The organism is Vibrio sp. 1180_3 (assembly GCF_029478545.1).
Taxonomy (GTDB): Bacteria; Pseudomonadota; Gammaproteobacteria; order Enterobacterales; family Vibrionaceae; genus Vibrio; species Vibrio aestuarianus.
Genome location: NZ_SJFM01000007.1, coordinates 110,903 through 126,803, shown reverse-complemented (window position 1 = coordinate 126,803; position 15,901 = coordinate 110,903). Strand labels below are relative to the sequence as shown.

At 44.1% G+C, this 15,901-nt stretch carries 17 protein-coding genes; 7 read left to right on the top strand and 10 right to left on the bottom strand.

All coding sequences use genetic code 11. The features are described from left to right. Positions 1–95 precede the first annotated feature (95 nt). On the top strand, positions 96–1,460 hold the full coding sequence (gene ppnN, locus EYW48_RS06565; RefSeq protein WP_274674841.1) for a nucleotide 5'-monophosphate nucleosidase PpnN: 1,365 nt from the start codon (positions 96–98) through the stop codon (positions 1,458–1,460). 227 nt (positions 1,461–1,687) lie between these two features. After that, positions 1,688–2,464, top strand: coding sequence for a flap endonuclease Xni (gene xni, locus EYW48_RS06560; protein WP_171980251.1), 777 nt, complete (start codon positions 1,688–1,690; stop codon positions 2,462–2,464). A gap of 101 nt (positions 2,465–2,565) precedes the next feature. Here xni and rlmM read toward each other — a convergent pair whose 3' ends face one another. From rlmM to pomA, 7 genes are all read right to left on the bottom strand, one after another. Next, complete coding sequence (gene rlmM / locus EYW48_RS06555; protein ID WP_168522987.1) at positions 2,566–3,657, bottom strand: 23S rRNA (cytidine(2498)-2'-O)-methyltransferase RlmM; 1,092 nt, start codon at positions 3,655–3,657, stop codon at positions 2,566–2,568. Then, positions 3,654–4,052, bottom strand: coding sequence for a DUF423 domain-containing protein (locus EYW48_RS06550; RefSeq protein ID WP_171980250.1), 399 nt, complete (start codon positions 4,050–4,052; stop codon positions 3,654–3,656). The genes rlmM and EYW48_RS06550 overlap by 4 nt, the downstream gene beginning before the upstream one ends. Then, positions 4,042–4,665, bottom strand: a complete 624-nt coding sequence (locus EYW48_RS06545; RefSeq protein WP_176245683.1) for an alpha/beta fold hydrolase — start codon at positions 4,663–4,665, stop codon at positions 4,042–4,044. The genes EYW48_RS06550 and EYW48_RS06545 overlap by 11 nt, the downstream gene beginning before the upstream one ends. Continuing rightward, positions 4,658–5,566, bottom strand: a complete 909-nt coding sequence (locus tag EYW48_RS06540) for a transcriptional regulator GcvA (protein ID WP_277432030.1) — start codon at positions 5,564–5,566, stop codon at positions 4,658–4,660. Before EYW48_RS06540 ends, EYW48_RS06545 begins: the two co-directional genes overlap by 8 nt. Positions 5,567–5,965: 399 nt before the next feature. Next, complete coding sequence (gene thiI, locus EYW48_RS06535; RefSeq protein WP_053310326.1) at positions 5,966–7,414, bottom strand: tRNA uracil 4-sulfurtransferase ThiI; 1,449 nt, start codon at positions 7,412–7,414, stop codon at positions 5,966–5,968. Positions 7,415–7,601: 187 nt separating this feature from the next. Next, a complete protein-coding gene (locus tag EYW48_RS06530; protein WP_053310327.1) occupies positions 7,602–8,549 on the bottom strand; it encodes a flagellar motor protein MotB in 948 nt (315 codons plus the stop codon). Positions 8,550–8,561: 12 nt separating this feature from the next. Next, positions 8,562–9,326, bottom strand: a complete 765-nt coding sequence (pomA, locus tag EYW48_RS06525) for a flagellar motor protein PomA (RefSeq protein WP_053310328.1) — start codon at positions 9,324–9,326, stop codon at positions 8,562–8,564. Between the two features lie 355 nt (positions 9,327–9,681). Between pomA and xseB the strand changes: the two genes are divergently transcribed. Genes xseB through dxs form a run of 3 tightly spaced genes read left to right on the top strand, consistent with a single transcriptional unit; the run spans position 9,682 to position 12,768 of the window. After that, positions 9,682–9,924, top strand: a complete 243-nt coding sequence (gene xseB, locus EYW48_RS06520) for an exodeoxyribonuclease VII small subunit (protein ID WP_053310329.1) — start codon at positions 9,682–9,684, stop codon at positions 9,922–9,924. A 56-nt stretch (positions 9,925–9,980) separates the two neighbouring features. Continuing rightward, a complete protein-coding gene (gene ispA / locus EYW48_RS06515; RefSeq protein WP_274672003.1) occupies positions 9,981–10,865 on the top strand; it encodes a (2E,6E)-farnesyl diphosphate synthase in 885 nt (294 codons plus the stop codon). A gap of 19 nt (positions 10,866–10,884) precedes the next feature. Further along, complete coding sequence (gene dxs, locus EYW48_RS06510) at positions 10,885–12,768, top strand: 1-deoxy-D-xylulose-5-phosphate synthase (protein ID WP_277432029.1); 1,884 nt, start codon at positions 10,885–10,887, stop codon at positions 12,766–12,768. A gap of 115 nt (positions 12,769–12,883) precedes the next feature. Here the strand turns inward: dxs and truC are convergent, their stop codons facing one another. Both truC and EYW48_RS06500 read right to left on the bottom strand, forming a co-directional pair. Further along, positions 12,884–13,600, bottom strand: a complete 717-nt coding sequence (gene truC / locus EYW48_RS06505; RefSeq protein ID WP_277432028.1) for a tRNA pseudouridine(65) synthase TruC — start codon at positions 13,598–13,600, stop codon at positions 12,884–12,886. After that, positions 13,594–13,914, bottom strand: a complete 321-nt coding sequence (locus tag EYW48_RS06500) for a YqcC family protein (RefSeq protein WP_277432027.1) — start codon at positions 13,912–13,914, stop codon at positions 13,594–13,596. The genes truC and EYW48_RS06500 overlap by 7 nt, the downstream gene beginning before the upstream one ends. A 118-nt stretch (positions 13,915–14,032) precedes the next feature. Here EYW48_RS06500 and EYW48_RS06495 point away from each other — a divergent pair, with 118 nt between their 5' ends. Continuing rightward, positions 14,033–15,073 carry a DUF3549 family protein gene (locus EYW48_RS06495; RefSeq protein WP_277432026.1) on the top strand — a complete coding sequence of 347 codons (1,041 nt, stop codon included), beginning with the start codon at positions 14,033–14,035 and terminating at the stop codon, positions 15,071–15,073. A gap of 11 nt (positions 15,074–15,084) precedes the next feature. Further along, complete coding sequence (locus EYW48_RS06490) at positions 15,085–15,384, top strand: DUF3301 domain-containing protein (RefSeq protein ID WP_053310334.1); 300 nt, start codon at positions 15,085–15,087, stop codon at positions 15,382–15,384. On the opposite strand, the gene EYW48_RS06485 is transcribed toward EYW48_RS06490, so the two are convergent. Beyond that, entirely contained in the window at positions 15,344–15,856 is a 513-nt protein-coding gene (locus tag EYW48_RS06485) for a GNAT family N-acetyltransferase (RefSeq protein WP_053310335.1), read from the bottom strand. The genes EYW48_RS06490 and EYW48_RS06485 overlap by 41 nt on opposite strands. Between the last annotated feature and the right edge of the window lie 45 nt (positions 15,857–15,901).

Below are 15,901 nucleotides of genomic sequence, written 5' to 3'. Positions count from 1 at the left end.
AACAATCCCCAATATTCTCAGATAACAGAATAGGAATAAAAACCTACTTTAGCCGTAGCATGGACATTTATTTATCCTTATAACAGGAGGCCAATATGATCACTCATATCAGCCCAGCAGGCAGTATGGATCTGCTATCTCAACTGGAAGTTGAGCGTCTTAAAAAAACCGCTTCAAGCGAGCTTTATCAACTTTATCGCAACTGTACTTTGGCGGTTTTGAACTCGGGCAGCCACACTGATAACTCAAAAGAACTTCTCGATAAACACAAATCTTTTGATGTAACAGTAATGCGCCGTGAGCGCGGGATTAAACTAGAATTAGCTAACCCACCAGAGCATGCTTTCGTGGATGGCCAAATTATTAAAGGTATCCAAGAGCACTTGTTCTCGGTGCTGCGAGATATTGTGTACGTCAATATGCATCTCGCAGATAGCCAGCGCCTAAATCTGACTAATGCCATCCATATCACCAACTTAGTGTTTGGCATTTTACGTAATGCCGGAGCACTGATCCCGGGGGCACTTCCCAACCTTGTTGTATGTTGGGGAGGTCACTCGATTAACCCTACCGAATACCAATACACACGTGAAGTCGGCCATGAGTTAGGGTTACGAGAACTCAATATTTGTACTGGCTGTGGGCCAGGAGCAATGGAAGGTCCGATGAAAGGTGCAGCGATTGGTCACGCTAAGCAACGTTACAAAGAACAGCGCTACCTAGGGCTAACCGAACCCTCAATCATTGCCGCAGAGCCACCTAACCCAATCGTGAATGAATTGGTGATCATGCCGGATATCGAAAAACGCTTGGAAGCTTTCGTGCGGATAGCACATGGCATCATTATATTTCCTGGCGGCGCAGGAACCGCAGAAGAGCTGCTGTATATTCTAGGTATCATGATGCATCCAGAAAATGCCAGCCAACCAATGCCTATCGTGTTGACCGGGCCAAAAGAGAGCGAAGCTTATTTCCGTTCCATCGATAAATTCGTTGCTGAAACCTTAGGCGATGAAGCTCGTAAGCACTACCAAATTGTGATTGATGACCCAGAAAAAGTCGCTCAAATTATGAGCCAAGCAATGCCGGAAGTCCGTCAGCATCGTAAAGATAACGGTGATGCTTATAGCTTCAACTGGTCACTTAAAATAGAACCCGAGTTCCAACTTCCTTTTGAGCCGACGCATGACAGCATGGCTAATTTAGATTTGCACCTTAACCAAAAGCCAGAAGTGTTGGCAGCCAACTTGCGCCGCGCATTCTCCGGAATTGTTGCGGGCAACGTAAAAGCAGAAGGCATTCGTGAAATCGAACGTCATGGTCCCTTCACTATTGATGGTGATACTAAATTAATGAAAAAAATGGATCTGCTGCTCAAAGACTTTGTTGCTCAGCACCGCATGAAGCTGCCGGGAGGTAGCGCTTACGAGCCTTGCTATAAAATTGCTGCTAACAAATAGCCATACCCAAACCACTTGAAGTTACAGGTAGGTGGCCGTGAGCTCATACCCAATGAACATAGATAAACTATGTGATTGGGGTGAGCGGACGTCGCCAACCCCGCTGTAGTTTCAAGTAGGAAGGGGATATCGCTTCGCAAGGTTGGCAAGGCTAATAGAGATAAGGTAGTAATCTCTAGCGATATCATTACAATAAGGGCTCTCAATGCCCTTATTTTGTTGTTGCTATGTCCTTACACCTTGTCATTATTGATGCGCTCAACTTGATCCGTCGAGTCCACTCAGCTCAGCCTGATCCTAACGATATAGTAAGAACGATCGAGACCACATCACGCACTCTGCATCGCATCATTAACGAAGCTCAACCAACACACATTATTGCGGTGTTTGATCATCACCTACAAGATCGAGGCTGGAGAGCCGAGATTCTTCCCAGTTACAAAGAAGGTAGAAAACCAATGCCTGAGCCTCTACAACTTGGTTTAGAGTCGATTCAGCAGGCTTGGTGGGAATTGGGGATTGATTCATTACTGTCTGACGGCGATGAGGCCGATGATCTGGTCGCGACTCTAGCAACCAAAGTCGCCAGTCACGGAGAAAAGGTCACCATTATTTCGACCGATAAAGGCTACTGTCAATTACTGTCACCAACACTACAAATTCGAGATTATTTCCAACATCGTTGGCTTGATGCGCCTTTTATTGAGCAAGAGTTTGGGGTAAAACCGCAACAACTAACCAATTATTGGGGGTTAACGGGAATGAGTTCGAGCCAAGTGCCCGGCATTCCTGGGGTGGGGCCAAAAGCAGCCAAAGAAATACTGACTCAATTTGATGATATAGAACAAGCTTACGCCAGTGATGAATTGGCGAAAAAATATCGCAAAAAATTTGATGAACATATTGAGATGGCACGCATTTGTAAACAAGTCGCGACCCTAAAAACCGATATTGAACTTGGCTTTAACTTACAAGATATCCGTTTTATACCGAATAACCGTTGATGATTGCTCAATAATATCAAACTGATAAAAAATAAATCATCACGATTAAAAAACGCTCCTTGCTTGGAGCGTTTTACTATTCACGGCATTATCACCAACGATTAATGCGGTGAAATGTTTGATAAACATTGCACATGCACCGTTATTTCTTCACGGTCATGGTACAAATGCTTAGCTTGCATACGGAATTTAACGCCATTTTCAATCAAAAAGACTTTCAGGTTTTCGATATCTTGCAGCACTTCATCATAGCGACCTTTCATAGGCAGCTTTAGGTTAAAGATGGCCTCTTTGGCCCAACCTTTAATGATCCACTGTCCCATCAAATGCGCAACACGAGCTGGCTTTTCAATCATGTCACACACAATCCAAGTCACATTTTTACGTGGTGGCTCAAACTTAAAACCATCCTCTGCATGGTGCTTCACTTGACCCGTTTCCATCAAACTTTCGGCCATTAAACCATTATCGATTGCATGGACGAACATAGAACGTTTAACTAATTGATAAGTCCAACCACCAGGACACGCACCCAAATCAACCGCCCACATGCCTGATGCCAAACGCTCATCCCACTCTTCACGTGGAATAAACACATGGAAAGCCTCTTCCAATTTCAATGTCGAGCGACTCGGCGCATCGGCTGGGAATTTCAAACGAGGAATGCCCATAAAGAATGGTGAGTTATTATTGGTATATGAATAGCCAACAAAACAGTGCCCAGGCTGAATAAAGCAAACATGCAATACCGGTTTTTTGCTCGACTCTTTAGCGTAAAGGATGCCTTTACCACGCAGCGCTTGGCGCAGCGGCACGGTAAATTTACGGCAAAACTTAAGCAGCTCTTTGGCTTCGTTGGTATCTGGTGTTTCAATACGAATATCACCACAACGAGGAAAATCTTCAAGCTCGGCTAATTGAGATAAAATTGGGGAGATACGGTCATCTTTAGGTAAATCACTAAATTCGGCTGCCACCGCAAACATTTGGCGAGCAAAGATCAAGGATTGGAAATCCAACTCTTTAATCAGTTTGTCTGCATCACCAGACTGGTAGCACTCAAACAGTACGTAGCCGGTATTGCTTTTTAAGCGAGGAAAACCAAAAACCTCTAATTTTGTCGCTTTATCTTGGATCTCTCCGGCACACTCTTTTTCAAAGCCGGCACGACAATAGAGCATTACGTGTTTCACTGGTTCACCTCTTTCATATTTAGTGCTGCATAGCTAAACAGTCCCCACCCCATCATGAAGAATAGGCCACCGATGGGAGTCACAGGACCAAACCATTTAATACCAGTTAACGCTAGTGCGTAAAGACTGCCGCTAAAACAAAGGACGCCGATAATAAAGCAAATCGCCGCAATGAAAAAATATTTTTGAGCTTTATCGCCCATCGAAAACTGCAATAACACCCCACATGCTAAAATCGCCAGCGCATGAATAAACTGGTATTGCACACCCGTTTCAAATACTTCCATCAAATACGGTGCTAGCAGAGACTTCAAACCATGCGCGGCAAATGCCCCTAAAGCGACCCCAGTTCCCGCGAAAACACCCGCCATAGTGAGTAATGACTTACTGCGCATAAGTAGCCTCCATTATGAATTGGCTTAAATGCTCGACCGCTAAATCAATATTTCCTTGCTCGGTAAAACCTGAACGTTTACGTGGCTTGAAGCTGTGATCACCATCGGGTAAAAATGTGACTTGCACGGATGGAGACAACGGAAAATCACTGAACTCATCTTTTTTACCAAAAGTATCGCGCTCACCTTGTAAAATTAAACAAGGCTTGGTCAGTGTGGCAAGATGTTCACCCTTATACTTTTCCGCTTTTCCCGGTGGATGAAAGGGAAAACCCAAACACGCCACCGCCGCTACCTGTTCATGATCCGCAAGCAAACTGGCCATTCGTCCACCCATCGACTTCCCACCAATCACGAGCGGCTTATCGGCATAGTGAGCAATCACTTCTTCAAATGCCGCCAAAAGCTTAGGCGCACGATCAGGTGGGCGTTTTTTGCCATCTATCGCACGCGTTGCCATATAAGGGAAATTAAAACGCACAACTTCGATACCCTTACTGGCAAGACCTTGTGCGACCGCCTCCATAAAAGCATGCTCCATTCCGGCGCCCGCACCATGTGCAAATAAAAAGCGCACGGATCCCGCTTGGCCGTTGAGCAAGACGTTATTCATCGAGCAGTTCCTCTTGCTCTCGTCGTGCTTTTTTCAACATCCAATCACGGAAAGTAGCAATCCTTCCCATGTCTGCTTGTTTTTCATGACACACAACATAGAAAGCATTCTTGGTCATTAAGACTTCATCAAACGGAGCAATTAGACGCCCAGCATCAAGCTCTGGCTGCGCTAACACGTTATTACCTAGTGCTATGCCTTGTCCATGCGCCGCCGCTTGCAGTACCATCGTCGAGTGACTGAAGATCGGACCATGATTAACATTGACGCTATCAAGGTTGTTTTCTTTGGTAAACTGCTTCCAATCTTTGCGCGAAGTGTCGTGCAGCAATGTATGACGAGAAAGATCAGCCAGTGTTTCTAATGGTTTAGCCCCAAGTAACAGCGAAGGCGAACAAAGCGGAATTAAAAATTCTTGATATAACTTATCGGCACGCAAACCTGGCCAGTTTCCTCGCCCATAATAAATCGCCACATCAACGTCATCGGTTAATGAACCTTCATCCATATCAACTGCTTTAATTCGCACATCAATATCCGGCTCTTGCTGGTTAAAGTCAGCTAAACGAGGCACCAACCACTGAATAGCAAAGCTAGGAGGTAAGCTAATAGTTAACGCTCCCTTTTCGCTACGTTCTAATACTTTATCTGTTGCTTCAGCTAATGCAGTAAAAATATCTTTTATATCCAGAAAGTAACTTTGCCCTTCCTCTGTTAATAGCAAAGAGCGGTTTCGACGACGAAACAGTTTCAAACCTAAAAATTCTTCTAACGCTTTGATTTGATGACTTACTGCGGCTTGTGTCACAAATAACTCTTCTGCTGCTCGAGTAAAACTCAATTGGCGAGCCGCCGCTTCAAACACTTTCAGCGAGTTTAATGGTGGCAATCTTCTAGACATAGATACACTCGAAAATTAGATTAGTTTTTTTAATCTGAAACATTATAAATTGTCCATTGCCTAGCGGCCAGAGAAATTCTATATTTCACCCCGCAGCAAGGCCTGAACGGCTTGGTTCTCTCTAGAATCAATTGGCTTATTGTTGCGATGTTGTGTTTGCAAACTCGTATTTCGAGTTAGGTAGATTTCTACCATCCTGTTTTGTACAGATATCCCCTGTTGCAAAACAAATACTTCCTGTATTTATTTTTTGACCTGTCTGTCAAATTTTTTAGCACCGCCTTTAGGCGGTGTTTTTTTATGTGCTAAATCTAGCAAACTAAGTCCGTAAAAAACGCCCATAAAAAAACCGCTAACGAGAACGCCAGCGGTTTACAGTGTTGCGTAGTAAAGGATCGGCTATGGACGATACACTTTTACGTTATCAAAACCTTGTTCTTTTAAGTACAACGCTTGCAAACGGCTCATCACACCACGAGCGCAGTACAATAAATAAGTTTGTGATTGATCTAAGTCGCCAAACTGAGTCGCCAATTTGTAGAAAGGTAGATGCTTAACTTCCACACCTTCGATAACTAATGGCTTGTCATCTTCTTCATCAGGGCTACGAATATCCAAAACCACCGCATTACCTTCAACCGCCGTTACTTGCTCGACTTCAGGTGCTTGCTCTTGGCTCTCTTTTTCAATATCACGAATATCCATTTGACGAGCGTCGTAAACCACTTGCTCAAGGATAGAAAAATCAAACTTCGCTTCTTCCGCTTCCAGTTTGCCTTTCACCGCTTTTATTGTTGGGTTCTTAGAGATAACACCGCAATATTCTGGCATGGTTTTCGCGAAATCTTCCGTACCAATGTCACGCGCCACTTTGATAATGTCTTCTTTGTCCCAGTTAATCAGTGGGCGCAAAATCAACGTATCGGTAACACCATCAATATGGCGTAAGTTGGTCAGCGTTTGGCTAGATACCTGTCCTAATGCCTCACCGGTTACTAATGCTTCTATATTCAGCTTGTCAGCAATCATACCAGCGGCACGCATAAACATACGCTTCAACACCACGCCCATTTGGCCGTCATCAACTTTCTCTAAAATTTCAGCCACAACTGGTTCAAAATCGACAGAGATAAAACGTACTTTCGCAGAAGAACCGTATTTATTCCACAGATAATGAGCGACTTGCTTTACGCCGATTTCATGCGCTGGACCACCTAAGTTAAAGAAGCAGTAATGCACTTTTGAGCCACGTTTGATGTGTAAGTAGCTAGAGACACCTGAATCAAAACCACCGGAAATCAAACTCAGCACATCTTCTTGAGTGCCTAGAGGGAAACCACCTAAGCCTTTATAGCGAGCGATAACTTGGTTGAGCAATTCATCAGCAATTTCAATGTTGATTGTCACATCAGGGTTCTTCAACTGAACTTTTGCACTTTCAACCGCTTGATTTAGACCACCACCAACGTAACGCTCAAGATCAATCGAAGTAAAGTCATGCTTACCGCGACGTTTAGCACGCACAACAAAGGTTTTACCTTCAATGTTATGACGGCTCAACTCTAGTACCTGTTCGTAGATATCGTGCATGTCCTTAAATTCAGATTGCTGAACTTCAAGAATTTGCTGAATACCCGGAGTCTGAGTCAAAATTTCCAGTACTTCTTGGTAGTACTGGTCACTTTGTGACGTCACTTCGATATGATCACGACGGTTAAAAACCGCGACAGACTCTGTACGACGCTTAACGATATTGCGAATATTTGACTCTAAAATCTTTGTGAAGCGCTTACGTACTGATTCACTTTTAACAAAAATTTCCGGATGGGGCTTAACAATAAATTTCATAGTTCTATTCGCAATATAATGGGGCAATGTAGGTAACGTCACACTTCACTGGTGTTTTTTCAGTTGATAGCAATGAGCGAACCTCTAAGGGCGCAAGATTATACACGAGATTTTCAGCAAGAGAAAAGCCCATAAAAAAGACGAGCCTTTCAGCTCGTCTATGGTTTTACCGATTTAGCAGAGTAACCTATTGAACTGACTGAACTTCATCACTATATGTCGGTTCACCTTGCATAATACTTATTTCTACACGGCGGTTACGTGAACGCTCAGCTTCAGTATCATTTGGGCCTATAGGATCGGTATCAGCCATACCTCGAACGCGAAGGCGCTGATGCGAGAAACCGCGAACTTTTTCCATCTCTTGTGCTACAGATACTGCTCGTTGGGAAGATAAATCCCAATTTGAGCGATACAACTCTGAATCAATTCTCTGGTTATCGGTATGACCTGAAATACGCACGATCCCCGGCACATCTTTAACCAGATCAGCAATTTGACGCACCAATGGCCGGAACTTAGGTTGCAAAAATGCTGAACCTTCCGGAAAAGCGCCTTTTTCTCGGATCCGTATTACAAGTTGTTGGCCTAAGTTTTCGACTTCAATCGCACCTTGTTCGATTTCTCTAGAGAGTGCTTTTTTGATATTTTCCTCAACCACTTCCATCTCTTGTGACATCGCCTCAGACTGCTGCTGTTGCTGTTCTTCAGATTCGGTATTTTGGTTGTTCTGCGTTGAAGTTTCAGGTGATTGCCCGCCCGTTAACTGGCCTTGATCACGTTGATTGCCACCGGCTCGATCTGAATCCCCTTCTTGAAACTCCAGCGTTTGCTGGGTCACATCAATGGTTTGTTGCATAATGACATCAATAGGCGTTGGCTCTGGGCGACCAGGGCGGAATTCTTGAGCAATGATGCTCGTTCCCTTGGGAATATCTTTGACTTCAAGGCGATTTTGCACACCAAAGGCAAATTTCATTGAACCAGCGATTTGTTTGAATTTCAGTACATCCATCTCCGAGAACGAAAGAAGCAGTACGAAGAAGCACATCAGTAGTGACATTAAATCGGCAAAAGTTCCCATCCACAGCGGCAAACCGGGAGGAGGACATTTCGGTTTTTCATCATCATCCATTATTAACTCCCGTTATTCACTATCGACATCAAGCACGCGTTTACCTTCATTGAGGTAATTTTTCAGATAGCCGTCAATCACCCTTGGGTTTTGACCATCTTGAATGGCTAATACGCCATCCATGATTAGGCGGCGATTGAGCTTTTCCTGCTCTCGACGTAGCGATAATTTATCGGCAATCGGGAAGAAAATCATGTTAGACAGAACGGCACCGTACAGTGTGGTTAAAAGAGCAACCGCCATCGCAGGGCCGATAGATTTCGGGTCATCCATGTTAGATAACATTGCCACCAAACCAACCAGTGTACCGATCATCCCCATGGCTGGTGCCACATCACCAAACGCGCGAAATACACCAGCACCTTGTTCATGACGCTCATCAGTTAGGGCGATATCTTTTTGTAGCGCAGCGCGAACTACATCGGCATCATGACCATCGACCAGTAGGTCTATCCCTTTTTGCATAAAGCTATTGGATATTTCCATCTCTTCGAGTGCAAGAAAACCACCTTTACGTGCGGCATCGGCCATTTCAACAATTCTAGCGATCAAATCTTCAGGTTCATCGGCTTTGAATATGAACGCTTTTCCTGCCACTTTGGCTGCACCAAAAAACTGCCCCATGGTGAATTTCATCAACACAACAAATGTTGAACCACCGACTACGATCAAAATAGAAGTGACGTCGAAGAACATCATCAAACTTCCACCTAAGATCATCGCCATGATTACAAAAGCTATGCCACCAATCAGGCCTATCAGCGTTGCTAAATCCACAAAGCACTCCTCATGCTATCCATTTGCGACAATGAGTTTAAACTCGTTATCGGCATGCGCGTAAAATCTTTAAGTAAATTATTGGATCATACAGAAATTATCTCTATGCAGTTTATACCCAAATAACAAAAATATGCACGATTGTGGGCGCGCAGTTGTGGTCTAGATTCAAAGTAACAAACACAATTATTATAAAGCGATAAGAATTCTCGCACAGAGATATGATCCGCTTTCTTCGCTAGAGTGTATTTTATAAGAAAAAAGATGGGCTTTTCTGACAAAAGTGACTGGTTAAATTTGACCATCACTACGCCCTAATGTAACTTTCGTGCATCTTTCCTTAAGTGAAAATACTATGGCGAGCAAGAAACCTGAAAACATGTCCTTCGAGGCGACCATTGAAGAACTCGATCATTTAGTGGAACAACTAGAAAATGGCGACCTCGCTTTAGATGATGCACTAAAAAAATTCGAACGTGGTATTGCTCTTGCCCGTGCTGGGCAAGGTAAACTCAGCGAAGCAGAACAGCGCGTGAGCATTCTCTTAAATGCAAGTGATGATGCCCCACTGTCCGACTTTGCTGAACAGCCAGAATAACTTTTATCTGCCACAACCCTTTATCTGTCAAAAATAAACTAGTAGAAGATTGCTCTATGATTGAAGCGCTCCGCTCCTATCAACAAAGAAATAACGAACAACTTGATCTATGGTTAGGCCAATTCCCCAACCAAAAACTGCCGTTAATCGACGCCATGCGTTATGGCTTATTGTTAGGTGGAAAAAGAGCTCGGCCTTATTTGGTGTATATTACTGGCCAAATGTTGGGTTGTACCCTAGAGCAACTTGACACTCCAGCCTCTGCTATTGAATGCGTTCATGCCTATTCATTAATTCATGATGATTTACCGGCAATGGACGACGACGAGCTGCGTCGTGGCAAAGCAACCTGTCATATTCAATTCGATGAAGCGACCGCTATTTTAACGGGTGACGCCCTACAAACCTTGGCCTTTACTATTTTGGCGGAAGGTTCGCTCGCCAAACAAGCTGAGCCACAGCGTATCAATATGGTTAAAGAACTCGCACAAGCTTCTGGTGCTCAAGGGATGTGCATGGGACAAGCATTAGATTTAGCGGCAGAAAATCGTTGCGTGTCTCTTGAAGAGTTGGAAGAGATTCACCGTAATAAAACCGGTGCATTGATGCGTTGCGCGATTCGTTTAGGGGCTCTAGCAGCTGGTGAAAAAGGGGTAGCGATTCTTCCCCAGCTAGATCAGTACGCTGACGCTATTGGTCTCGCATTCCAAGTTCAGGATGATATTTTGGATATCATTAGCGATACTGAAACCTTAGGAAAACCGCAAGGCTCTGATCAACAGTTGCATAAAAGCACCTATCCTGCGCTGTTAGGGTTGGAAGGCGCAATCAATAAAGCACATACTCTGTTACAGGAAGCACTTCAAGCCTTGCAAGCAATCCCCTACAATACAGAATCACTCGAAGAGTTCGCCCGATACGTCGTCGAGCGCAAGAACTAAACTATAAGCGCGCATAATTATGACTCTTGATATATCAAAATACCCAACGCTGGCTTTAGCAAACACACCAGATGAATTACGTAGCCTCCCTAAAGAAGTGCTACCAGCACTGTGTGATGAATTGAGAACCTATTTGCTCAATTCGGTGAGTCAGTCAAGTGGTCATTTGGCTTCCGGCTTAGGTACCGTCGAATTAACGGTTGCTTTGCATTACGTCTACCATACTCCTTTCGATCAATTAATTTGGGATGTGGGCCATCAAGCCTATCCGCATAAAATCCTCACTGGTCGTCGCGATAAAATGCCGACAATTCGTCAAAAAAACGGACTGCATCCATTTCCTTGGCGTGAAGAAAGTGAATACGACACCTTATCGGTTGGGCACTCTTCAACGTCGATCAGCGCAGCGCTCGGTATGGCAATCAGCGCTGGCCATGAAGGGAAAGATCGCAAAGTAGTCAGCGTGATTGGCGATGGCGCAATCACCGCAGGTATGGCATTTGAAGCAATGAACCACGCGGGTGACATTCACCCAGATATGCTAGTGGTACTCAATGACAATGAAATGTCGATCTCCGAAAACGTTGGCGCATTGAACAACCATTTAGCGCAAGTTCTTTCGGGCAGCCTTTACACCTCGATTCGTGAAGGTGGCAAAAAAGTGCTTTCGGGCATCCCACCAATTAAAGAGTTGGTACGCCGTACAGAAGAGCATTTAAAAGGCATGGTTGTGCCAGGCACTTTATTTGAAGAGCTAGGGTTTAACTACATAGGCCCGGTTGATGGGCATGATGTCAATGAACTGGTCAAAACCTTAAAGAATATGCGTGAGCTCAAAGGTCCACAATTTCTGCATATCATGACCAAAAAAGGTAAAGGTTATGAACCCGCAGAAAAAGACCCAATCGGCTATCATGGCGTACCAAAGTTTGACCCAAGCCATTCAAGCTTGCCAAAAAGCAGTAACGATAAACCGACCTTTTCTAAAATCTTTGGCGATTTCTTATGTGATATGGCCGCTCAAGATCCAAAATTAATGGCGATCACACCTGCCATGCGTGAAGGCTCTGGGATGGTTCGTTTCTCGAAAGAATTTCCTAAGCAATATTTTGATGTTGCGATAGCTGAACAGCACGCGGTGACACTGGCAACCGGTATGGCAATTGCTGGTAACCATCCTATCGTCGCGATTTACTCTACCTTTTTACAACGTGGCTATGACCAATTAATCCACGATGTAGCGATCATGGATTTGCCAGTCATGTTTGCAATAGACCGCGCAGGCCTTGTCGGAGCTGATGGTCAAACACACCAAGGCGCGTTTGACCTTAGCTTTATGCGCTGCATTCCCAATATGGTGATCATGGCTCCTGCCGATGAAAATGAATGCCGTCAAATGCTCTATACTGGTCATCAACACTCAGGCCCAAGTGCGGTTCGCTACCCACGCGGCAACGGTATGGGTGTTGAAATTCAAACCGAGTTTAGTGCGCTAGAAATAGGTAAAGGCCGTGTATTACGCCAACGCGATGAGAACACTGCCGGTACAAAAATCGCTATTCTAAACTTTGGTACTTTCCTACCAAACGCATTACAAGCGGCCGAACAGCTCAATGCAACCGTTGCAGATATGCGCTTTGTTAAGCCACTTGATGAAGAGTTAATTCGTCAACTTGCCGCTGAGCATGATGTATTGGTCACTATCGAAGAAAACGCAATCGCTGGCGGCGCTGGCGCAGGTGTGGTTGAATTTATGATGAAAGAGAAGATCTTAAAGCCTGTCCTCAACCTCGGTTTGCCAGATAAATTTATTGCTCAAGGCTCGCAAGAAGAATTGCATCAAGAATTAGGCTTGGACGCAGAAGGTATTATCGCCTCAATTCAAGGCTATATAGCGAAGTAACTGTCATTGAAGAAGCTTGAATAGCTAAATTAGTCACATCAGCTTAAATCGTACTAAGCCAACTAAAAATTCAATAGTAGAAACCCTCGTCATCGCGAGGGTTTTCTTTTAATACTTACAATGACCACTTAAATTCGGTAAATAACCGCTGCCAAACTTCATCAAAGTTCGCTTTAAGTACTAATGCTTCCCCCGTAAAGGGGTGAGTAAAACACAGTTCAGAGGCATGAAGCATAAGTCGCTGCGCATCATAATGCTCTCGAAATAAACGATTATGCTTACCATCACCATGAGTAGTGTCGCCAATGATAGGGTGACTCAAATGGTGCATATGACGACGCAGTTGATGCTTACGTCCTGTTTTCGGCTTCATTTCTAGCAAACAATAACGACTGGTTGGAAAACGCCCAGTAGAATAAGGCACTTCAATACTAGCTATAGGTTGATAAGCAGTAATTGCTTCTTGGGCTTCTTTATCTTGCTTGGCAAATTTATCAGCGATTTTGTCCAACTCAACTTTGAGCGGGTAATCCAATACATCGCCCTCTTCAATCCAACCCCGTACGATAGCGTGATAGGTTTTTTCCATCTCATGATTGGCAAACATTGGCATCACTTGTGAGGCAACCTCACTTGAGAGCGCAAAGACCAATACACCAGAGGTTGGGCGATCTAAACGATGCAAAGGAAAAACATGTTGACCAATTTGATCGCGTAGCGTCTGCATGACAAATTGTGTTTCATGCTTATCGAGCCACGAGCGGTGAACTAACATCCCCGCAGGTTTATTCACGGCAACCAAATACTCGTCTTGATAGATAATCTCTAACACGCTTTACACACCTCATCGATATACGTGACCAAAGCAATCACCTTAGAGAATTCAGACTGGTGCTTCCAAGTTTCTTCAAAATAAGGCGCAATAGAAAAACCACTTGGCAGCGTTGCTTGCTGCTCAAGTAATGCCAACATTTTCGGAATAAACACCCATTGCAACCACTGTTCTGGTGCTAAAGTATCAATCGCAAAAGGCTCGTTACTCATTAACGCCTCTCGTGAAGGTGATTGTGGTTGCCACACACCACACTGACACAATTCTGTTTCTAATTGTGTTAATGCTCTGGCAAGTTCTGTATTTATTGTCATTATTTACCGCGTTAATTCACTCTGTGACCTTGAAAATTGGCCATAGAGTACCATTTATTGTCACAACAAAGTGATTACAAAAGGCAAGTTCAAAGCCGATGATGAGGACCCAATAGTCATGGACACCATTCATACCCTAACTCAACTGCTCAAAAATAGTGGCAATCAATACCGAGTGTTTGATTTGGGTCGCCGCATCAAAAACATCGATAATACGCAATTTGAGTTGGTAGAAAAAGGCCAACAACCATACCCCTATCCACTTCAGCGCCATGCACATTTGGCCATTGCTTATTGGAATGAAGAAAAACAGCCCTGGATCTGGTTTTTAAAATTTGCTTTAGACGAGCGTGGGTTACTGAAACAAACTGACATTGGCAATTTCATTAAGTACGTGCTTGAAGCGATGGGCTCTCGGCTACAAGGCGATCTCAGCGAAGATCAACAACAAAAATTAGCCAACAACCCTTACACATTCAAACCCTCAGAAGACAAAATGGCTGTCTTTCATAGCCAGATTCGTTCTCAATTAGCTTTAGCAGCTAGCCAATATTATGAACACGCTCAACATTACTTTAGCGGAGACCTTGGCTGGGATAATTGGCAGACGGTTGGCTTACAAGGCATTACCGATATTTGCGCACGCTTAAACAAAGAGCAAAATGGCGTATTAGTGCGTAAAGCGATAACGGCATTACCATCACAACCGCTGTATGCCTTATTGGGGGCATTAGAGCACACCGAACTGCCAGAAAAACTTGCACAACGTGTTGCTGAAATGGCAGAGCAACAAATTAACCATGCCGAACCCGATCTTTTCTTACTCTCTGCGTTAGTGCGGGCTTTATCTGGTGCGGATAATAAAGCCTTACAAACAACGGTGAATGCTATCTTGCGCAGTCCCCGCTTGAGTCATCAGGAGGTTCTAATTGGTATTGCTGGGCGCGCATGGCAAGTACTTCAAGACCCTAACATTGCGCAGCAATTTTTACTGCGTTTGGCTCAAACGGGAAATCAAGCACTTTTCAACCAACTGTTTGCCGACTTAGTGATGCTGCCTGAGTTGAGAATGGTGCTGTTACCTTTGCTTCATTCTAACCCGTCAGAAGAACTAGCAAACGCCTTGATTATTCTGCAACAAACAACAAAGGCTCAGTAGATGGTGTGTTCATGCTAAGCGATTTATTGGCGATCGTATTACTCAGTTTTGGTTGTTTTTTATTTTGGCAACAGCGCCGCCAAGCGGAGCTAGCCAAAGAAGCGATCAGCCGAAAATGTAAACAGCTCGACTTACAACTTGTGAGTGTCGCTTTTGGCCGCCACAAACTAAAAACGCCAGAAGGAGTCTGGCGTTGGCATACGGTATATTTATTTGAGTTTTCAGCATTAGGCGATGACTGTTATCAAGGTGAACTGAAGATGTTTGGTTTTACACCATCAGCCTTTCATTTACCGCCACATCGGATGTAAATTCAAAAACAAAATAAGGGCCAAAAATATCTTCTTTTTCACCCTTCAATGTAAAGCCGATTTTTTTCAATACCTCAATCGATGCGCGATGGTCAATATTGACCATCGCTTTTAGCCGACTGAGCTGTAACTGATGACATGCGCTAGGAACAAACGCTTTCAATGCCTCAGTGGCAATACCTTTGCCCCAGTACATTTTGTCAAAAAGAAACCCAAGCTCCGCGCCACCCTCTTCTAACTCAACAAATATGTGACCCATATATTCACGGTTGTAACCATCAAGCACCGCCATCGCATATAAATTGGGATCATGTAAAACACGTTGGAAAAGTTGCTTAGCGGAAGCGACAGTTTTAGGACCATTCATCTGAGCTCGGTTTTTAGCACAACAATTAAGCATCAAAAAATCAGATTCTAAGGAATCTGTATAGGGAAGAAGTAGTGTCCTTCGGGTTGCGGTCGTCACGTACAATCCTTGTTAGCAGCAAAATAGTATCGGAAGTTATCGATATTGATA